At 42.6% G+C, this 19,018-nt stretch carries 13 protein-coding genes and 1 pseudogene; 9 read left to right on the top strand and 5 right to left on the bottom strand.

The window, feature by feature from the left end; translation table 11 throughout:
• Positions 1–273: 273 nt before the first annotated feature.
• The 5 genes and pseudogenes from tcuA (at position 274) to E0H77_RS07925 (ending at position 7,364) form a co-directional block, all read left to right on the top strand.
• Positions 274–1,686, top strand: coding sequence for an FAD-dependent tricarballylate dehydrogenase TcuA (gene tcuA / locus E0H77_RS07945; RefSeq protein WP_131376658.1), 1,413 nt, complete (start codon positions 274–276; stop codon positions 1,684–1,686).
• Positions 1,686–2,822 (top strand): tricarballylate utilization 4Fe-4S protein TcuB, encoded by a 1,137-nt coding sequence (tcuB, locus tag E0H77_RS07940; protein WP_131376655.1) that lies wholly within the window; start codon positions 1,686–1,688, stop codon positions 2,820–2,822. The genes tcuA and tcuB overlap by 1 nt, the downstream gene beginning before the upstream one ends.
• 89 nt (positions 2,823–2,911) lie before the next feature.
• Positions 2,912–4,206 (top strand): annotated as a pseudogene (tcuC, locus tag E0H77_RS07935) (tricarballylate/proton symporter TcuC).
• A 312-nt stretch (positions 4,207–4,518) separates the two neighbouring features.
• Positions 4,519–6,615, top strand: a complete 2,097-nt coding sequence (locus E0H77_RS07930) for a TonB-dependent siderophore receptor (protein WP_228258310.1) — start codon at positions 4,519–4,521, stop codon at positions 6,613–6,615.
• Positions 6,616–6,719: 104 nt separating this feature from the next.
• Positions 6,720–7,364, top strand: coding sequence for a hypothetical protein (locus E0H77_RS07925; RefSeq protein WP_228258307.1), 645 nt, complete (start codon positions 6,720–6,722; stop codon positions 7,362–7,364).
• 101 nt (positions 7,365–7,465) lie between these two features.
• On the opposite strand, the gene rsfS is transcribed toward E0H77_RS07925, so the two are convergent.
• The 5 genes from rsfS to E0H77_RS07900 all read right to left on the bottom strand — a co-directional run bounded on the left by rsfS (position 7,466) and on the right by E0H77_RS07900 (position 13,308).
• A complete protein-coding gene (gene rsfS / locus E0H77_RS07920; protein ID WP_131376649.1) occupies positions 7,466–7,870 on the bottom strand; it encodes a ribosome silencing factor in 405 nt (134 codons plus the stop codon).
• An 82-nt stretch (positions 7,871–7,952) separates the two neighbouring features.
• Positions 7,953–8,741, bottom strand: a complete 789-nt coding sequence (locus E0H77_RS07915) for a hydroxypyruvate isomerase family protein (RefSeq protein WP_131376645.1) — start codon at positions 8,739–8,741, stop codon at positions 7,953–7,955.
• Positions 8,742–8,744: 3 nt separating this feature from the next.
• Positions 8,745–9,626 (bottom strand): NAD(P)-dependent oxidoreductase, encoded by an 882-nt coding sequence (locus E0H77_RS07910; RefSeq protein WP_131376642.1) that lies wholly within the window; start codon positions 9,624–9,626, stop codon positions 8,745–8,747.
• A 16-nt stretch (positions 9,627–9,642) separates the two neighbouring features.
• Positions 9,643–10,437, bottom strand: a complete 795-nt coding sequence (locus tag E0H77_RS07905) for a crotonase/enoyl-CoA hydratase family protein (protein ID WP_131376639.1) — start codon at positions 10,435–10,437, stop codon at positions 9,643–9,645.
• A gap of 72 nt (positions 10,438–10,509) precedes the next feature.
• Positions 10,510–13,308, bottom strand: a complete 2,799-nt coding sequence (locus E0H77_RS07900) for a GacS-like sensor histidine kinase (protein WP_131376636.1) — start codon at positions 13,306–13,308, stop codon at positions 10,510–10,512.
• 150 nt (positions 13,309–13,458) lie between these two features.
• On the opposite strand from E0H77_RS07900, the gene cysM reads away from it, so the two are divergent.
• The 4 genes from cysM to E0H77_RS07880 are packed head-to-tail and all read left to right on the top strand — an operon-like array spanning position 13,459 to position 18,945.
• Positions 13,459–14,388, top strand: a complete 930-nt coding sequence (gene cysM / locus E0H77_RS07895) for a cysteine synthase CysM (RefSeq protein ID WP_131376634.1) — start codon at positions 13,459–13,461, stop codon at positions 14,386–14,388.
• A gap of 9 nt (positions 14,389–14,397) precedes the next feature.
• Positions 14,398–15,216, top strand: coding sequence for a 3'-5' exonuclease (locus E0H77_RS07890; protein ID WP_131376631.1), 819 nt, complete (start codon positions 14,398–14,400; stop codon positions 15,214–15,216).
• A 10-nt stretch (positions 15,217–15,226) separates the two neighbouring features.
• A complete protein-coding gene (rlmD, locus tag E0H77_RS07885) occupies positions 15,227–16,624 on the top strand; it encodes a 23S rRNA (uracil(1939)-C(5))-methyltransferase RlmD (protein WP_131376629.1) in 1,398 nt (465 codons plus the stop codon).
• Between the two features lie 20 nt (positions 16,625–16,644).
• Entirely contained in the window at positions 16,645–18,945 is a 2,301-nt protein-coding gene (locus tag E0H77_RS07880; RefSeq protein ID WP_131376626.1) for a RelA/SpoT family protein, read from the top strand.
• Positions 18,946–19,018 lie beyond the last annotated feature (73 nt).

The following is a 19,018-nucleotide window of genomic DNA, read 5'->3' as shown; positions in this document are numbered from 1 at the left end:
ACTTTGCGGTGCAAGGTGTTTAAGTATTTTGAACTAAGAATGATGAAATTGAGAGCTGCTAAATGAGTCGTTTGACCAATAATGCTGCGCATGCATAAAACCTCACAAGCTCTAAATATCTGCGGGCTCAATTTGATGCAATAAAAAAGGTATTTTATTTTTAAATATAAATAATTTGGTGTTTAAAAATATTAAACCCCCCATCGCTTTTGCCTCCTTACTGCATGGTGCATTTTCGCTTAAATTTGTCCCAAATATAAAGGGATAAATCACATGTATGATGTGCTTGTAATTGGTGGTGGCAATGCCGCTTTATGTGCAGCAATAACTGCACGTGAAGAGGGTGCATCAGTATTATTGCTTGAAGCCGCGCCTAAGGAATGGCGTGGTGGTAATTCACAACATACCCGTAATTTACGCTGTATGCATAATGCGCCGCAAGATGTGTTGATCGACGCTTACCCAGAAGAAGAATATTGGCAAGATTTGCTCAAAGTCACAGGAGGTAAAACCAATGAAGAATTGGCACGCCTCGTCATCCGCAGTACAGAAACTTGCCGCGAATGGATGAAAAAACAAGGGGTTAATTTCCAGCCGCCACTCTCTGGTGCACTGCATGTAGCACGTACCAATGCCTTTTTTATGGGCGGCGGTAAGGCTTTGGTCAATGCGTATTTTCGAAGCGCGGAAAATCTGGGTGTTGACGTTCGGTACAATACCAAAATTAAAGAATTAGAGTTGGATGGTATTCGGTTTATTGCAGCAATCGCTGAGGATGGAACACGGTATGAAGCAAAATCTTGTGTACTTGCCGCTGGTGGCTTTGAATCAAATTTAGAATGGCTGCGTGAAGCTTGGGGACAAAATGAAGCGGGTGAATGGCCTGCCGATAATTTTATTATTCGCGGAACACGTTTTAATCAGGGTACTTTACTCAAATTTATGATTGAGCAAGGTGCAGATGTGATTGGTGATCCATCTCAATCACACTGTGTTGCTGTGGATGCCCGCGCGCCACTTTATGATGGCGGAATTTGTACGCGTATTGACTGTGTATCTCTAGGGATTGTGGTCAATCAAAATGCAGTGCGCTTCTATGATGAAGGTGAGGATTTTTGGCCTAAACGTTATGCCATTTGGGGGCGCTTAGTCGCGAAACAACCGCATCAAATTGGCTTCTCCATTATCGACTCAAAATCAGTTGGGCGCTTTATGCCGCCTGTATTTGAAGGTCGTAAAGCCAATACCATCCGTGAACTTGCAGCACTGATCCATCTCGATCCAGACACGCTGGAAAAAACTATCAACGATTTTAATCAAGCTTGTGTCGTGGGTGAGTTTAATCACACCATTTTAGACGACTGCCATACTGAAAATTTAAGCCCAGCCAAAACGCATTGGGCAGTGCCTTTAGATTCTCCACCCTATTACGCTTATGCCTTGAAACCAGGGATTACATTTACCTACTTGGGAATGAAAGTCGAAAAAGATGCGGCTGTGCGTTTTAACCAAGTCCCGAGTCCGAATTTATATGTGGCAGGAGAAATGATGGCTGGAAATGTACTAGGGCAAGGCTATACCGCAGGTGTAGGTATGTCGATCGGTACGACATTTGGGCGTATTGCAGGAAAAAATGCAGCACTTTCTGCTTTGAAAAAACCTGCTTTCAATAAGGAGGTTGTTTAATGAATGCTCAATCAAAATCTTTAATTCCTGTTGTACAGCTCACGGTCAATGAAGAACAGGTGAAACAGGCTTTGCAAATTTGTAATGCTTGCCGTTATTGCGAATCATTTTGTGCTGTATTTCCAGCAATGACAAAACGTTTAGAGTTTAATCAGGCTGATATTCACTATATGGCAAATCTTTGTCATAACTGTGGGGCGTGTCTGCATGCTTGCCAATACGCTCCGCCGCATGAGTTCGGGGTGAATATTCCTCAGGCAATGGCGCAAGTTCGTTTAGAAACATATCAAAAATTTGCCACACCCCATGCCTTTGGTAAATTGTATCAAAAAGCAGGAATCACGATTGTCAGCCTTTTGGTTGTCGCGTTTATCGCCTTTATGTTGCTTGCTTCTACACTACAGGGCAACGATTTATTTGGTCATAATCAAGGTAATTTTTACGCGATATTTCCACATAATTTCTTGACGGTAATTTTCGGTTCAGTATTTGTGGTGGCGTTTATTTTACTGTACTTTGGCATACGAAAATTTTGGAATCAAACCTCAGAAGTGGTTGCAGGGGGTGTCAAACAACCTGATATTTTACAAGCCACTAAAAATATCTTAACGCTAAAATATCTAGATGGTGGGCATGGTAAAGGCTGTAACGAAGAAGATGATCGTTACACACTTGCTCGTCGTCGATTTCACCATTTTACCATGTATGGTTTCCTGCTGTGTTTTGCCGCCACACTGGTCGCAACAGCCTATCACTTTTTATTGAATATTCACGCGCCTTATCCATTTTTCAGTGTGCCCGTCATTTTAGGGACTTTGGGTGGGCTTGGTTTAATTATTGGCCCTGCGGGATTGTTATCGCTGAATTTAAAACGTGATCCAAAGCATGGCGATCCAAAACAGAAACCAATGGATCGTGGATTTATTTTTCTTTTACTTCTGATCAGTACCACGGGTTTAGCACTACTTGGATTACGCGATAGTTCATGGATGGCACTTTTATTGGTTGTGCATTTGGCAACCGTCATGACCCTGTTTTTAACCATTCCTTTTGGCAAGTTCGCACATGGTTTTTATCGTAGTGCAGCCTTACTTAAATTCGCAGTTGAAGAGCGTAAAAGTAAGAAAGCCAAATAAGCACACATCGGTTCACTGAAATTCATTCATAAAAATTCAGTGAACCATCAAATAATTTTACAGATAAATAAAAATCAGGGAGGTTTGCTATGTCCGTGTGGACTACAAAACAAGGGACATTAAAGAAAATCTTAAATGTCACCAGTGGTAACTTCCTAGAACAATATGACTGTTTCTTGTTTTGGTTTTACGCAAAATATATCGCTGCAAAATTTTTCCATTCTCATAATGAATATGTCTCTTTAATTATGACATTTACCGTTTTTGCTGCTGGGTTTTTAATGCGATCTTTTTAGGTTCTTATGTTGACCGAATTGGTCGTCGTAAAGGGTTAATTTTAACCTTGGGGCTGATGGCTTTAGGAACGATTTTAATTACTTTTGTCCCTGGTTATGATCAAATTGGAATCATTGCACCGCTTTTGGTGGTGATTGGCCGTCTGCTGCAAGGTTTTTCTGCAGGTGTGGAAATGGGTGGGGTTTCTGTGTATTTGTCGGAAATTGCAACTGACAAAAACCGTGGTTTTATTACCAGTTAGCAGTCTGGCAGCCAACAAGTTGCGGTTGTTTTTGCTGCAATTTTAGGTTTTGCAACCAATAAAATGCTTGGTGCAGAATAGGTCAGTGATTGGGGATGGTGTATTCCATTTTTCATCGGTTGTTTGATTATCCCCCTGATTTTCTTTTTGCGTCGTAATTTGGAAGAAACAGAAGCCTTTAAAGCACAAAAAATACATCCTACCAAAAAAGAAATTTGGGATACGATGCTGAGTCATTGGAATGTTGTCGTTTGCGGGAATGATGCTGAGTGCAATGACGACCACGATTTTTTATTTTATTACGGTATATACACCAATTTATGCAAAACGTGCGTTATAAATATGTCCACAACGGACAGTTTTGCTTGCTGCGGTGATCGTGGGTTTATCTAACTTTATTTGGTTGCCAGTCGGAGGCTATGTTTCAGATAAACTTGGACGTAAACCAGAGCCTGGTCTTTATCACTGTACTGGCTATCTGTAAGGCTTATTCCGCGTTAAATTGGCTGATACACCATACTACTTTTAGTCATTTAATCATCACTTTGCTGTATTTGTCATTTTTCTTTGGAATGTACAAATGGCAGTATGGTGGCAACATTGGTCGAAGTGATGCCTGCACGCGTACGTACAGTGGGCTTTTCACTTGCATTTAGTTTGGCAACAGCATTATTTGGTGGAATAACCCCAATGATGAGTACGTATTTAATTGAAAAGACAGACGATGCGAGTATGCCTGCGTTATTGTTGATGCTTGCTGCGTTATGTAGTCTATTGGCGAGTTTTTACTTATGTAGACGCTTGCCAAATCAAAAAGAAAAAAGGGTTTATACCGAAGAGGTTTAAAGTAAAGCATCTTTGAGAGTTATTTCTAAAAAAATTGAAAAGTTTGATTAAACTGGTTTAAAGGGCTGGATTCTGTATTTTACGAGCTTAGCCCTTTTGGTTTCAGCTTGATGTATTGATCAACGCTACTTTCTTTATTCATCTGTTTTTTGTCTTGATACGGTTGAAATAGATGTAACGAGATTTTTTTAGTTTCTTATTGAGAATAATTATTAATAAGTCTAATATTTACAAATATTTTTATGTTCATGCTTTGCAGATTTTATGAAAAAAATCCCTTTGTTTATGCCAAGTAGTTTGGCTTTGGCACTTATGGCTGTGATGCAGCCTGTTTTTGCAGATGAAAATGTTCTCCCAACTATTACGGTGACTGCAAATAAGGCGGTAAAAGACAATTATGTGGCAAAAAGTGATTCTTCGACCTTAAGAATGAATCAAAAAAACCTAGATGTACCCCAGACAGTCAATGTTGTATCGAATCAGTATCTTAAAGATTTCAAGCCTGCTAACTTGGATGATGCTTTGACGCAAGTCAGCGGCATTACGCAAGGGAATACCTTGGGTGGTACACAAGATACAGTGATGAAAAGAGGATTTGGCAATAACCGTGATGGTTCGATCATGGTCAATGGTATGCCAATTGTCCAAGGGCGCGTTATGAATGAAAATGTTGATACGGTGAATGTACTGAAAGGCCCATCCTCTTTGCTCTACGGTATCATGGATCCAGGTGGTGTTGTGAATGCAGTCACCAAGCAACCTCACAAAGAACAATCTACTTCTTTGTCCCTATATGGTTCAACTTATCAGCAAGGACGCAATGGTGCAGGCGCATCTGTTGATACAACTGGTCAAATTGGAACCAGTAACTTTTCTTATCGTTTAGTTGTGGATCATTCAGATGCAAATTATTGGAGAAACTTTGGTCAAAATCAACAAACGCTCATTGCTCCATCTCTAAAATGGGATAATGGTAGTACACAGGTTAATTTTAGCTATCAATATCATAAATTTAATGTGCCCTTTGATCGTACAACAGTATTTGACCCATCAACAGGAAAAGCACTCCCTATTTCCAAATATACACGTCTAGATGAAAAATCCAACCAAATGTGGGGAGATGATCATTTAGCTCAACTCACTGTGGATCATCAAATCAATGATAACTGGAAAGCACATGCAGGCTATAGCTATAACTATGAGTCGTATGATGCAAACCAGTTGCGTATCACCAAACTAGATACAAGCACTCATACTGTAACTCGTCGTGCGGATGGGACACGTGGTGCACAAAGTATTGATAGCTTTGGGCAGTTTTATCTGGATGGGCGAGAAACCATTTTTGGCTTACAGCATGATATACAGATCGGTACAGATATTGAGTATCGCAAATATTACCGTAAGGACATGATTCGTGGGGCAACCTCGACCTTGGATTATCTGAATCCAACTTATGGCAATGGGGCCTCATCTATGTCAGGCACAGCTTCGGCATCGGACTCAGATCAAACAGATAAATTGCATACCTATGGAGCATATTTCCAAGACTCAATTCACTTAACCAGTAAGTGGATTGGAGTTGTTGGTGCGCGATATACTCATTGGGATCAATTGGCAGGAAAAGGTCGCCCCTTCAAAATTAATACCAATACAGATGATGGCAAATGGCTTCCTCGGGCGGGTTTGGTCTATAAATGGAATGATGATCTTTCCTTCTATGGTAGTTATACCCAGTCTTTAAAACCATCATCTTCAATCGCTGCTTTGGATGGGGGAACAGTTACCTCAGATGTCCAGCCAGAAGAAAGCCAGTCATATGAACTTGGAATGAAGTATGAGCTGAGTAATCGGTTAAGTACTAATCTAGCAATCTATGATATCAAAAAGAAAAATGTCTTAGAGTCAGTGGTGAATACGAGTACGGGCGATACAGAGTTGCATACAGCAGGGCGGGTGCGCTCTAAAGGTGTAGAGTTGGATGTAACAGGACGTATTACCCATAAACTGGATGCAATTCTGACCTATGCATATACTGATGCAAAAGTGACTGAAGATGATGATGCAACTTTAGTTGGTAAGAGCTTACAGAACGTCGCTAAAAATACAGGATCTTTATCTCTTGCTTATAATTATGGTGATTTTTATCAAGGGAAATTACGCTTTGGTATGGGGGTAAACTATGTGGGTAACCGCGCTGGTGATGCAACGAATAGCTTTAAATTGCCTGATTATACAATCGTAAATGCATTTGTGAGTTACGACACCAAAATTGAAAATAAAGATGTGAATGTGCAATTGAACATTAATAATTTGCTGGATCAAACTTATTACACCTCATCTGTAAGCAACTTGGCAGTTTCACAAGGAGCATCACGCCAAGCTGTATTGCGTGTGACGATGAAGTTTTAAAATGCAAAACAGAGAGCAGTGAGGTCAAGAGCATTGCTCTCTTTTTTATGGTAAACCATGTGATAAATAGACTCTTTTGTTTGATTTTAATGATGGGGGCACTGATGACAAGCTCCCATATTTTTGCCCGATCTGCAAAAATTTTACTGATTTCTCAGACACAGGGGCTATCTGTACAAACGGATATCAAGATACAGCATCATCTGCAACAAAAAGGATATCGGGTTGAAATTGCTAATCAGGATATTGATCCTCAAATGATCAAGCCTTCTCGTACAGATCTGGTTATTCTTTCCTCAACAGTAGCTTCAAAAAATCTAAAAGCAGGTTGGAGAACGTTAGCTATTCCATTAATGACTTGGGAAAATGATTATCTTGATGATCTGGCAATGACAGGTAAGCGGATCAACACCGATTTTGGTGAGATTGAAAAAGAACGTTATCTTTGGTTGGTCAATGCACCACATCCTTTATCCGCCCACTTGTCTGCTGGTGTGGCAAATGTCTATCAGAAACAGGCTGCAATGAGCTGGGGAAAGCCTGGGCTGGGTGCAACAATTATTGCAACAGTGTATGGTCAGCCAGAGAAAGTTGCGATCTGGGGATATGAAAAAGGGGCAACAATGGATTATGAAAGCCTTGCGCCTGCCAAGCGACTTATGTTCTTTTTAGAAAATGACACTTTTGATAATCTGTCTGAATCAGGATTGCAGCTATTCGATGCTTCGGTAGCGTGGATGCTAAATTAATAGCATCGAGTCCAGAAGCAATAATGGGGAATCATCACTGATTCCCCATTTATTTTTACAGTATCTGTCTACAAGAAGAATCTTGAGAAAGTCTGAATTTTTTATGCTACTGACGCATCGGGCACGCGCCATAAGCTTTCTAAATCATAGAATTTACGTGCTGTTGGAAGCATGACATGTACCACAACATAGCCGAGATCAATTAAGATCCATTCAGCATCGCGTTCGCCTTCGATTCCGATTGGGCGGAAGCCTGCTTTGCGGGCTTCTTCTGCGACATTGTCGGCAAGTGCTTTTACATGGCGAGTTGATGTGCCGCTAGCAATTACAATCGCGTCTGCGACATTGCTGATGCGACTGACATCAAGTTCAATAATATCTTTGGCTTTAACATCTTGAAGGGCATTTTGGATGACCTTCAGGCAAGCGCTCACAGTTTGAGTTTGTGTATCTACCACAGAGTGGTTGTGAGAATTAGAAGCGCCGGGCGATGGTTCTAAATTCATAAGAGGTATATTTGTCCTGACAATTACTCACTGTGAACTATAGCCTTTTTACGCGAAAAATTCAAATTTTGTAGCGAAATGCTCAGGATATATTTGCAAAAAATTGTGTTTTCCATGCAAAGCTTTGTTCAGAATGATTGCTCGGTTTATATTCAGCGGCGATATAACCCTGATACGAACTGTGTTTCAGCCAGTAAAAGATTTTGTCATAGGCAATTGAGCCTGTATTGGGCTCATGACGGTTTGGGCAGTCCGCAAACTGAATATGTCCGATTTGGGCAATATTTTCCTGTAAGCCCTCAAGCACATCTTCGCCCATCATAGCCATGTGATAGCAGTCATATTGCATTTTCAGTGCTGGGTTATTCACGGCTTCCAGCATGTCCTGTGCCTGAGCGATATTTTGAATCAGAAAGCGCGGTATATCTGTACCATTGACCATTTCAAACACAGGTTGTACGTGGTAGTCCGTCAAAATGTGACAAGCCAGTTTGAGATTTTTCGATAAAACTTCAAGACAAGGTAACAGGTCAGCATCGTAAGGTTGTTTGCCTGAGAGAATATTGACGCTTGGCACATTAAGCAAGGTGGCATAGCGTGCAGCTTGCTGTATCCCATGAAAAAATTCACGTTCACGCCCTGGAATTCCTGCCAGCCCAAGTCCGCCTTGCATTAGGTCGCCAGCAGGAGCATTGATCAGGCATAAAGACAGTTGGTGTTGTTCGAGTTGTGTGCGAATTTGCTCGACACTGAGTTCATAGGGGAATTGAATTTCCACATGATCAAAGCCATGTTTTCGAGCCAGTGCGAAACGCTCAATCAGAGGGACTTCGGTAAAAATCATGGACAAATTAACAGCCAGTTTACTCATGTTTTAGCCCTCCGTAGTGGCAGGATGTCGCACCTGCTCAATGATAGTTGATAAATCCTGTTCGGCATAACCCTGTTGTTGATGGTTTTTGAGTTGCTCTAGGGCGCGCTGTGCAACAGGAATATCTAACTGGTACTGATTCGCTAAAGATACGGCATTTTGCAGATCTTTGCTTAATGTTTGTACTTTCCATTGTACAGGTTGATACTGTGTTGTTGCCATACGTGGCGCCAAAATTTGAAAAGGTTTGGAGTCGGCAAATCCATTGGCAAGTGCAGGAGCGAGTAAGCGGGTATCGACCCCAGCTTGAGCTGCCAGTGCGACAGCTTCAGCAATCAAGGTACTATTGGCTGCAACAATAAGCTGGTTACAGATTTTGGTGGCTTGCCCTGTTCCTGTGCCGCCCATACGTGTCACTCGCTGCGAAAGTGCTGCATAAACTGGCTGTAAGTGTTGAATCAGCTCTGCATCACCGCCTGCAAAAATGACCAAACTACCTTGTTCTGCACCTAACGTACCACCAGAAACTGGGGAATCAATCCAGCTGATTTTTTGCTGTGCGGCAAGTTGTGCCAGTTCAATGGTTTTGTTGACCGACAGGCTGGAGAAATCCACAATAATTTGACCTGCTTGCAAATATGGCTGCATTTGCTCAAATACATGCTCGACCGCAGTATCATCGGCAAGGCAGAGTAAAATGACAGGGTATTCGGCAATTTGCTTGAGGTTGAGCAAGCTTGCACCTTGTTCAAGTAGTTCTGTACAGGCAGCAGGGCTACGATTCCAAACCGCGACCTGAAAATTGGCGGACAATAATCGGCTTACCATGCGGCTACCCATCAGTCCTATACCTAGAAATGCAATTTTTTGTGGACATCCAGTCATTGTTTGTTCTCTATATTTAGTCTTGATATTGGCGTTTGAGATACTTGATCTCGGGTGTTTTATCTTTCAGTCTTGCCAGTCGACTATTTTTACCAAGAATGAGCTTGAGTTGCCAAATTTTTTCAAGGCGTAAAGCTGTTTTTACAGGCTGATGCAGCATGCTGTTTAGTACGGCTTTGGCTGCCATGACTGCATCTGGAGAGCGCAAGGCAATTTCTTGTGCCAACATCTGTGCGCGCTGCAAGGGTAATTCATCGATATGCGTGACTAGACCAATTTGTTTGGCATAACTCCCGTCAAACATCCGTGCTGTAAAGGTCAGTTCTTTGGCGAGGTCAATGCCAATCAAGCCTTTGAGAGATTGGCTCAGCCCCATATCAGGCACTAGCCCCCAGCGGCTTTCCATAATTGAAAATTGAGTGTTGGGATGGCTAATTCGGATATCCGCAGCCAGTGCCAGTTGCATACCAGCGCCAAAACAGTAACCCTCAAGTGCAGCAATGACAGGCACAGGCAACTGTTGCCACACCAAAAAAGCTTTTTGAAACAAACTTTGCTGGGGTTTAATCAGCTCCCACAAAGCAAAAGCACGCTGCTGGGGTGAGTTTAAATCGCTCAGGTCAATGCCAGCACTAAAGACTTGTGCTTCACCTGTCAAAATCACTGCCCGTAGGTTGCGATCTTGACGCAGACGTTGCCCAGTTTGGTAAAGCTCTTTGAGTAAGGCAAAACTCATCGCATTGCGTTTTTCAGGGCGGTTCAAATACACCGTGACAATATTATTGTTGTTTTCTATACGTAGTAGCGACATGGTTGGCTTCATCCTGAGGTCAATTTACTCTGAGTGTAGCAGAGCTGGACACTCGGTAAATTGACAGCCGAGTCATTTATGCAGAATGCTCAGTGCTGCATGTTCAGTCTGACTAATAATGAGGGTCAGCTCATCAAAGTGTTTGATGGTCTCTTGAATAAATGCCTCATCAGCAACTCGTCGTTCTTTGCGTAAAATTGAAACAAACTGTTCAAATTCGCCTGAAACCTGCTGAAGTTTCGGGACACCCACATAGCGGGTCGCACCATACAAACGATGTAGCACATGCTCTAATTGTGGAAAATCTTCCATTTCAATCAGTTGTTGCATTTCATTTAGCTCGGTTTTAAAACTGTCCACCAGCATTTGCAGTAAATCCAGTGCCAAATCTTCTTTGTTGGCAGCCAGTTGTACGCTTTGCTGCCAGTCAAGAATCTCAGGGTTCACATGATCGAGTGCCTTATTGTGCGCAGGTTTATTGTTGCCTTCTGCGAAATGCTGACTGGTGTGCTGAGTTAAAATCTGGATGAGTTGTTCGATCTGGATTGGTTTCGACACATAGTCATCCATGCCGACAGCTAACAGTTTTTGTTTTTCATCGGCAAGGGCATGTGCAGTCAGAGCAATGATTGGGAAACGCACATTTTCAAGGGTGGATTCCAGTGAGCGAATCGCGCGCGTGGTATCAATCCCTGACATGACAGGCATTTGAATATCCATGAAAATTAGGTCAAATGGCTTTTGTTTTTTATCCAAGCGTTGCTGAATCAGATTCAGTGCATCTTGCCCGCTAAGTGCTTTGGTGGTGGTGACATTAAGTTCACCCAGTAAAGCTTCAAGCACAATCAGGTTAGGCAAGTGATCATCTACAGCCAAGACATGCAAGCCCTGACCATCGAAAGATTCTTTATCTTCTTCTTCAAAATTGATCTGGTTGTTTAAAAGCTGAAGCAATGCGCTACGGCTGAGTGGTTGATACAGTGGCGTAGCACGGAATTCACTCAGAATGTTTGGCTCTAGCGACATCTGATAGCCATATACAGCCAAATGCCCCTGATAACGGGTACGAATTTCTTTCAGTAAAGCATGAGTATCGCCGCCATGATCGACCACCACCCACGTGTATTCATCGGCAGGTAAATGATGCAGACGGCTAAACAGATCTAGCAGTGAAAAGGCTTCGCTGTGGTTGGCGTGATAATTTTCTAAGTAATGACGGAAAATATTGGCAGTGGCTGGGTGCGACAAAAACGACACCACATGCACATGGCTAAAGTCGATATGAGGTGCTTCTTGTTCATCATCTACTTTAAATTTGGCAGTAAACCAGAAGGTCGAACCTTTCTCAGTGGGGGCGCGCTCTTGGTTGTCTTCAAAGCCAATTTGACCGTGCATCAAGTGCACCAGTTGTTTGGAAATGGCTAAGCCTAAGCCTGTACCACCAAATTGGCGGGTCACAGATGCATCGCCTTGCGAGAATGATTCAAACAGTTTTTTACGGTCATTGCCACTGACCCCAATACCGCTGTCTTGCACACTAAAATGAATGATGCATTCGCCGAAGTCATCATGTTCCATCCGCGCACGCACAATAATTTCGCCTTCAGGGGTGAATTTAATTGCATTCGAAATCAGGTTGGTCAGAATCTGTTTAAAGCGTAGTACATCGCCAATCACTTCGTTCGGTAAGTCATTGCCAAAATAAAAAGCAATATTAATATTCTTTTGTGATGCTAGCGGTGAAAGCATGTCCATCACATCGAACATGGCATTTTCAAGCTCAAAAGGCGCAGTTTCTAACTCAAGCTTTCCAGCATCAATTTTAGAAAAATCCAGAACATCGTTAATGAGTGCCAGTAAGTGCGCAGAAGATTTTCGGATGGTTTGCAGATATAGGTTTTGTTCATTGCTGAGGTTATTTTGACGTAACATCAAATGAATAAAGCCATCAATACTGTTCAGCGGCGTGCGCAATTCATGACTGATATTGGCTAAAAAAACCGATTTGGACTGGTTGGCGGAAACGGCTTGGTCACGCGCTTGGCGATAAGTAATGTTTTGTACTTCGAGCGTGTCGAGTGTGCGACGTAAGTCATCTTCAGTTTGTTCGGTGTGTTCACGTAACTCTAAAAAGCTGTAGTGCAGACGCTTGAGCATGTTGGCAAGGTCTTTTTGCAGTGAACGCAATTCACCGCTACTGTTAATGGCAACAGGTTGATCGAGATTGTCCGCATTTAAGCGCTGTAGTTGCATCCGTATTTCATACAGCGGTGCAATCCAGCGGCGCGAATAGAAATTCAGACACATCATTAATAATAATAATGTGATAAATACCGTAATGAGTAAAACTGTAATAACCCGATAATGTGCGATTTCTAAGGGTTTGTTGTCCAGCTCAATCACCAGCCATGCGGGCTGTGCGCCTGTTGGAGAAACTTTGGCAGCATAGATGCTATTGTGATGGAAATGCACAGGGCCAATAAAGCCGCTATTGGTAGTAATTTTGGGCCAAGTCAACTGAGGTTGATAGCCTATGCTGAGTAGTGTTTTTCCATCTGCCTGTAACAGGGCTGCACGTTGCAAGTAAGGCTCATTGAGCATGCGCATTAAAATATTGCGCGCTTGTGGTTGTATTTCTGGTTTTTTTTCAACGGCATATGTGAGTAGTTCGGCAGTTTTTTGGTAGCGTGACAAGATGGCAATCGCAACATGACGCTGTTGACTACGTGCCGATGCAGATGTTTCTTGAATGACTAAAATACTGCCAACTGCAGCAATAATGGCAATTGGAATAAAAATAAGCGCAACTAACTGCCCGTAAGCATGATTAAGTTGTAGCCGTTGTAATAAAGATTTTTTCAGTTTTGCCATAACCAATGCAATTTATTCCCCAACCTCGGCATATTAGCATGCTTTGCCTAAGCTGTTATGGCTTTCATGATTTTCAGAAAAAATAGCGAAATGAGTGCAGTAAGGAGTATTTTTTCATACAATATGTCCACCTCGATCTAGGTACATATTATGAGTAATTACAATCCAGACTTTTTCGCAGATGAATTCTTGTTAGATCATTACGTTGGCAAAACCCCATTGGTTCGTTTACAGCGTTTAGCCTGTCATACCAACGCCACGGTACTTGCGAAACTGGAAGGTAATAATCCCGCTGGTTCAGTGAAGGATCGCCCTGCTTACAATATGATTATGCAGGCAGAAAAACGTGGGCAAATCAAAGCAGGCGATATTTTAATTGAAGCGACCAGTGGCAACACAGGTATTGCGCTTGCTATGGTTGCTGCCATGCGCGGCTATAAAATGAAGCTGATCATGCCGAACAGCATGAGCCAAGAGCGTAAAGATGCGATGTTGGCGTATGGTGCTGAGCTGATTGAAGTGACTCAGCAACAAGGCATGGAAGGCGCGCGTGATCTGGCAATGCAGATGCAGGAACAGGGTCAAGGTCTGGTGTTGAACCAGTTTGGTAACCTTGATAACCCAGAAGCCCATTACCTCACGACTGGCCCTGAAATCTGGCAACAAACTGCTGGAAAAATCACGCATTTTGTTAGTGCAATGGGCACGACAGGCACGATCATGGGTGTGTCAAAATATTTAAAAGAGCAAAACCCTGATATTCAGATTGTGGGTTTGCAGCCTGAAGAAGGTTCAAGCATCGCAGGGATTCGCCGTTGGCCTAAAGAATATTTACCCACCATTTTTGATCCTTCACGCATTGACCGTATTATTGATATTCCACAAATTGAAGCTGAAAAAACCATGCGTCAACTTGCGCGTGTTGAAGGCATTAGTGCAGGAACATCATCGGGTGGTGCAGTGTGGGCATCATTAAAAATAGCAGCAGAACAACCTGATGCAGTGATTGTGTGTATTATCTGTGATCGCGGCGACCGTTACCTGTCTACAGGGTTGTTTTCTGTACAAGATCAAGAATAGAGAGTTTGCATGCGCTTACCCGTTTTAGTATTCGATATTGAAACCATTACCGATTTAAATGCGGGAGCGCATTTGTATCAGTTGCATGATTTGTCGCAAGACGATCTGCAACAGGCTTTAAACAAATTGCGCCGTCAAGAGCATGGCAGTGATTTTCAGCGGATTCCATTGCATGAAATCGTGTGTATTTCAGGGTTATGGTTCGATGAAAAAGGTTTAAGGTTGTTTTCGTTTAATCGAGAGCATGATTCTGAAGCCAGTATGTTGCATAAATTTCTGTCGATTTTTGAAAAACGTCATCCTGTTCTGGTGAGCTGGAATGGTTCACAGTTTGATTTGCCTGTGATTCTGTTTCGCACCATGTATCATGGCTTGTCGGCACCTGCCTTGTTTGATCAAGGTGAAATCGACAGTCAAAAGCGCTTTAACAATTACCAAAACCGTTATCACCATCAACATGTCGATTTGATGGATGTGATGGCCATGTTTAATGGTCGTAACTTCCAGAAACTCGATGATATTGCCCAATTGCTGGGTTTTCCTGGTAAACGTCAAGGCGCGGGTTATTTGGTGCCTGAACAAGTTCGCCAGCAGGCATGGACAGAGTTGACCCAGTATTGCGAAGGTGATGTACTAAACACATGGCTGATTTATTTGCGCTGGATTCTGCTTAAAGGGCAGTTATTGGCAGAAGATCATCGCCAGTTAGTGGACGCGACGATTCAGTATTTGGCAACCCAACCCCAACAGCAGGAATTCTTGGCGCAATGGCAGAAAACTGCCCAGCGTACGCCATTTACTTCTGATTTTTTCCCAGTTCAAAATTAGGTTTTTGTTTTTGAAACAGCACACCCAGACTCGCAGCGCTTCTTCGGAAGTCTACACTTTTCAAGTGGAATCTTTATCGCACGAGGGACGAGGGATTGCCCATTATGATGTGCAGCTTGGACATCCAGCGCACAAGCATGGCAAGAAAGTATTTATTCAGTTTGCTTTGCCCAATGAACAGGTCAAGGCGAAAATTACCCATCAAGCCAAACGCTTAGAAGAAGCGGATGCGATTGAGTTGGTATCTGAACCTTCTGAACAGCGTATCACACCTATTTGTCAGCATTTTCAGCATTGTGGCGGCTGTAATTTGCAGCATATGCATCCCGATGAACAGATTCGCTTTAAGCAACAAGTGCTGGCGTCACATTTACAGCATTTTGCAGGCATTGAACCTGAGTTTTGGCTTGACCCAATCCGCTCACAACGTAGTGACTATCGCCGTCGTGCGCGTATTGGCGTGCGTTATATTCCGAAAAAGCAGCAACTGGTGATGGGTTTTCGTGAGCGTCAGAGCAATCGTTTAATTGATATACAGCATTGCCCGATACTTGATCAAAAACTCGACCAATCGTTACCTGAGCTGAAAAAACTACTCCAAAGTCTAAAAGGCAAAGCGGATATTGGTCATATAGAATTGGCAATGGGAGATGATGAAGTTGCATTATTGTTACGTCATACCAAAGCTTTAATTCAACCAGATGTTCAAAAACTTCTAGATTTTGTCCAGAAGAAAAACTGGCAATTGTATTTGCAGCCCGAAGGTATTGACAGTATTCATCGAGTCGATGCGGCACAGCCAATGCGTTTGCACTATCGTTTAGACGCTTTTGATGTCGATTTTGCGTTTGCTCCGTCAGATTTTACGCAAGTAAATGCTACAGTGAACGCGAAAATGGTAGAATTGGCATGTGAATTGCTTAAGTTGCAGCAAGGCGAGCATGTGCTGGATTTATTCTGTGGCTTGGGGAATTTCTCTCTGCCACTGGCACGTTGTGTGGGCCAAACTGGACAGGTGGTCGCTGTGGAAGGCAGTGAGGACATGGTTCAGCGTGGTACAGAAAACGCATTGCATAATGGATTGATGCAGTTACGTTTTTATTCACATGATTTAACAAAAGATTTTTCACAGCAAGCTTGGGCGAAACAAGGATTTGATGCATTATTGATTGATCCTCCACGTTCAGGGGCAGAGCAAGTCATGCATTATATTTCCAATTTTAATGCAAAACGAATTGTTTATGTCTCTTGTAATCCTGCCACGCTTGCCCGTGATGCTGGTATTCTTATGCAACAGGGATATCAACTAAAAAAAGCAGGCGTCATGGATATGTTTACTCATACAGGTCATGTCGAGTCGATTACCTTGTTTGAGAAAGTAGAATTGATGAACGACGATAATGAATGACACAATAAAAGGAGATAGGTATGGTCACAGTACGTGAGCAGTTACCTGAACGACTCACTCAGTTGTCAGAAGAAACGACTGTCGAACATGCCCAGCAAGCGCAAAATGATTTAGCGGATTGGCTAGAGCGCGTACGCCACCATTTGGATGGGGCAAAATTGACCCAATTGGAGCAGGTCGCAAGGCTAACTTTACAAAAAGAATTAGAAACGACGATTCATCACCGTAGTAATACCTTTGCTACAGGTATTGGTATGGCAAATATTTTGGCGCATTTACATGTTGATGAAAATACGCTGATTGCTGCTGTGCTTTATCGAAGTGTACGTGAAGGCGTGACCACGCTTGATGAAGTGCAACAACGTTATGGTGAAGGTGTGCTCAGTTTGGTCAAGGGCGCTTTGTCCATGGGAAAACTTTCTGAGCTGATTGAAAAAAACAAACGCTTAGAAGACCATTTTAATAATAATCAGCGCGAGCATTTGACAGGCATTTATAAAATGCTGATTTCGGTCACCGAAGATGTGCGCGTGGTACTGATTAAACTTGCTGAACGAACCTATGAGCTGCGTGAGCTGGGGAAATCACCCAAAGAGCGTCAGGAACGGGTAGCTCGTGAGATTTTAACTATTTATGCACCACTGGCACACCGCCTTGGGATTGCACAGTTAAAATGGGAACTCGAAGATTTGGCATTTCGCTTTTTAGCGCCAGATCGTTATAAAGAAATTGCCACATTGCTCAATGAAAAGCGTTTAGAGCGTGAGCATTATATTCAGTTTGTGATTGATAAACTGAAAACTGAGTTGTCAAGCCACAACATTGAGGCGGAAATTACAGGTCGAGTTAAACATATTTACTCGATTTACCGCAAAATGAAGAGTAAAAACCTTAGCTTCGATCAGCTTTATGATATTCGCGCATTGCGAGTGTTGGTCAAGGATGTGCCTGAATGTTATCACGTTCTGGGGATTGTTCATCAAATTTGGCGGCATATTCCGCATCAGTTTGATGACTATATTACCAACCCTAAAGCCAATGGTTACCGCTCTTTGCATACTGCAGTGATTGCAGAAAACAAATCACTCGAAGTACAAATTCGCACTTTAGACATGCATAACGAAGCGGAGCTTGGGGTTTGTTCGCACTTCAATTATAAGGAAGGCGCGAAAAATACCGATTTCTCGTTTAATCATCGTTTGCATTCATTACGTGCTGTACTTGAGCATTATCAGGAGCGTAACGAAACCAGCGCGCATCCGAAAGATGAAGATGATTTTGATAAGTTACAAGATTTTGAAGACTTTGAGAAAATCTATGTCTTTAGCCGTGATGGTGACATTAAAGAGTTGCCGCGTGGTTCAACCGTATTGGATTTTGCTTATCATGTGCATACACAGGTCGGTAATCACTGCTATGCAGCGAGAGTCAATCAGCGCTATGTTCCGTTAACTTATACCCTTAAAACAGGGGAGCAAGTTGAGATTCTGACTAAAAAAGACCGTGATCCAAATCGCGACTGGTTGGTCAGCTCTTTAGGGTATATCAAGACTGCACGTGCACGAGATAAGTTACGCCACTGGTTTAGACAGCAAGACCGCAGTAAAAACTTGGAAGTGGGGCGTGAGCTGCTCACCAAAGAATTGCAGCGTTTGGCAATTCATCCAAAAAGCATTGATTTAAATGAATATTGCGGTCATTTTAATGTCAAAACAGGTGACGATATTCTGATTGGTTTGGTCAGTGGTGATATTAGCCTGCATGCTTTGATGAATCAGGTCAATCGTCACATGAAATTGGATCAGGATGAGCCTGAACTGGTTTTAAAACCTGCCCTGAATCCACGTGCCAGTCATACTTTATCGGCACATGGTATATTGATTGATGGTCTCGATAATGTTGAACTGCATATTGCCCAATGTTGTCAGCCTGTACATGGTGAGCCGATTGGTGGTTATATTACCCTGAATCGTGGTGTCAGTATTCACAAACTGCAATGTTTCGACTATGTTCGTATGATTGCTCAAGAACCAGAACGTGCAGTTGATGCCGATTGGGAATTGCAGCCAACACGTGGTCAGAGCGTTCAGATTGTGATTGAAGCTTATGACCGCCGTGGTCTATTGCGTGATTTGACTCAGGTGATTTTTGCCGACCAGATTAACATTCGTCAGGTGAATACCATTTCCGAAGCAGACGGTATTGCCAACATGAAGTTGTTGATTGAAGTGAAAGGCTTGTCACAGTTGTCACGCCTGTTGGCACGTTTAGAGCAACAGCCAGGTATTATTAGCGCACGCCGTTTGGTACAGGGTAACTAAGACTCAATCCATACAAAAAAAGCCAACAATCATGTTGGCTTTTTTCTTGGGAAATTTTTTATTTTGAGGGGGA

This window comes from Acinetobacter brisouioides, from assembly GCF_004331075.1.
Classification (GTDB): Bacteria; Pseudomonadota; Gammaproteobacteria; order Pseudomonadales; family Moraxellaceae; genus Acinetobacter.
This window is presented reverse-complemented; position numbering and strand designations above follow the sequence as displayed.

Coding starts and splice junctions, on each gene's coding strand:
- E0H77_RS07910 (WP_131376642.1), bottom strand. CDS start 9,626: ATGACTGGATGTCCACAAAAAATTGCATTTCTAGGTATAGGACTGATG.
- E0H77_RS07915 (WP_131376645.1), bottom strand. CDS start 8,741: ATGAGTAAACTGGCTGTTAATTTGTCCATGATTTTTACCGAAGTCCCT.
- E0H77_RS07880 (WP_131376626.1), top strand. CDS start 16,645: ATGGTCACAGTACGTGAGCAGTTACCTGAACGACTCACTCAGTTGTCA.
- E0H77_RS07900 (WP_131376636.1), bottom strand. CDS start 13,308: ATGGCAAAACTGAAAAAATCTTTATTACAACGGCTACAACTTAATCAT.
- E0H77_RS07930 (WP_228258310.1), top strand. CDS start 4,519: ATGGCTGTGATGCAGCCTGTTTTTGCAGATGAAAATGTTCTCCCAACT.
- tcuB (WP_131376655.1), top strand. CDS start 1,686: ATGAATGCTCAATCAAAATCTTTAATTCCTGTTGTACAGCTCACGGTC.
- E0H77_RS07925 (WP_228258307.1), top strand. CDS start 6,720: ATGACAAGCTCCCATATTTTTGCCCGATCTGCAAAAATTTTACTGATT.
- cysM (WP_131376634.1), top strand. CDS start 13,459: ATGAGTAATTACAATCCAGACTTTTTCGCAGATGAATTCTTGTTAGAT.
- E0H77_RS07905 (WP_131376639.1), bottom strand. CDS start 10,437: ATGTCGCTACTACGTATAGAAAACAACAATAATATTGTCACGGTGTAT.
- E0H77_RS07890 (WP_131376631.1), top strand. CDS start 14,398: ATGCGCTTACCCGTTTTAGTATTCGATATTGAAACCATTACCGATTTA.
- tcuA (WP_131376658.1), top strand. CDS start 274: ATGTATGATGTGCTTGTAATTGGTGGTGGCAATGCCGCTTTATGTGCA.
- rsfS (WP_131376649.1), bottom strand. CDS start 7,870: ATGAATTTAGAACCATCGCCCGGCGCTTCTAATTCTCACAACCACTCT.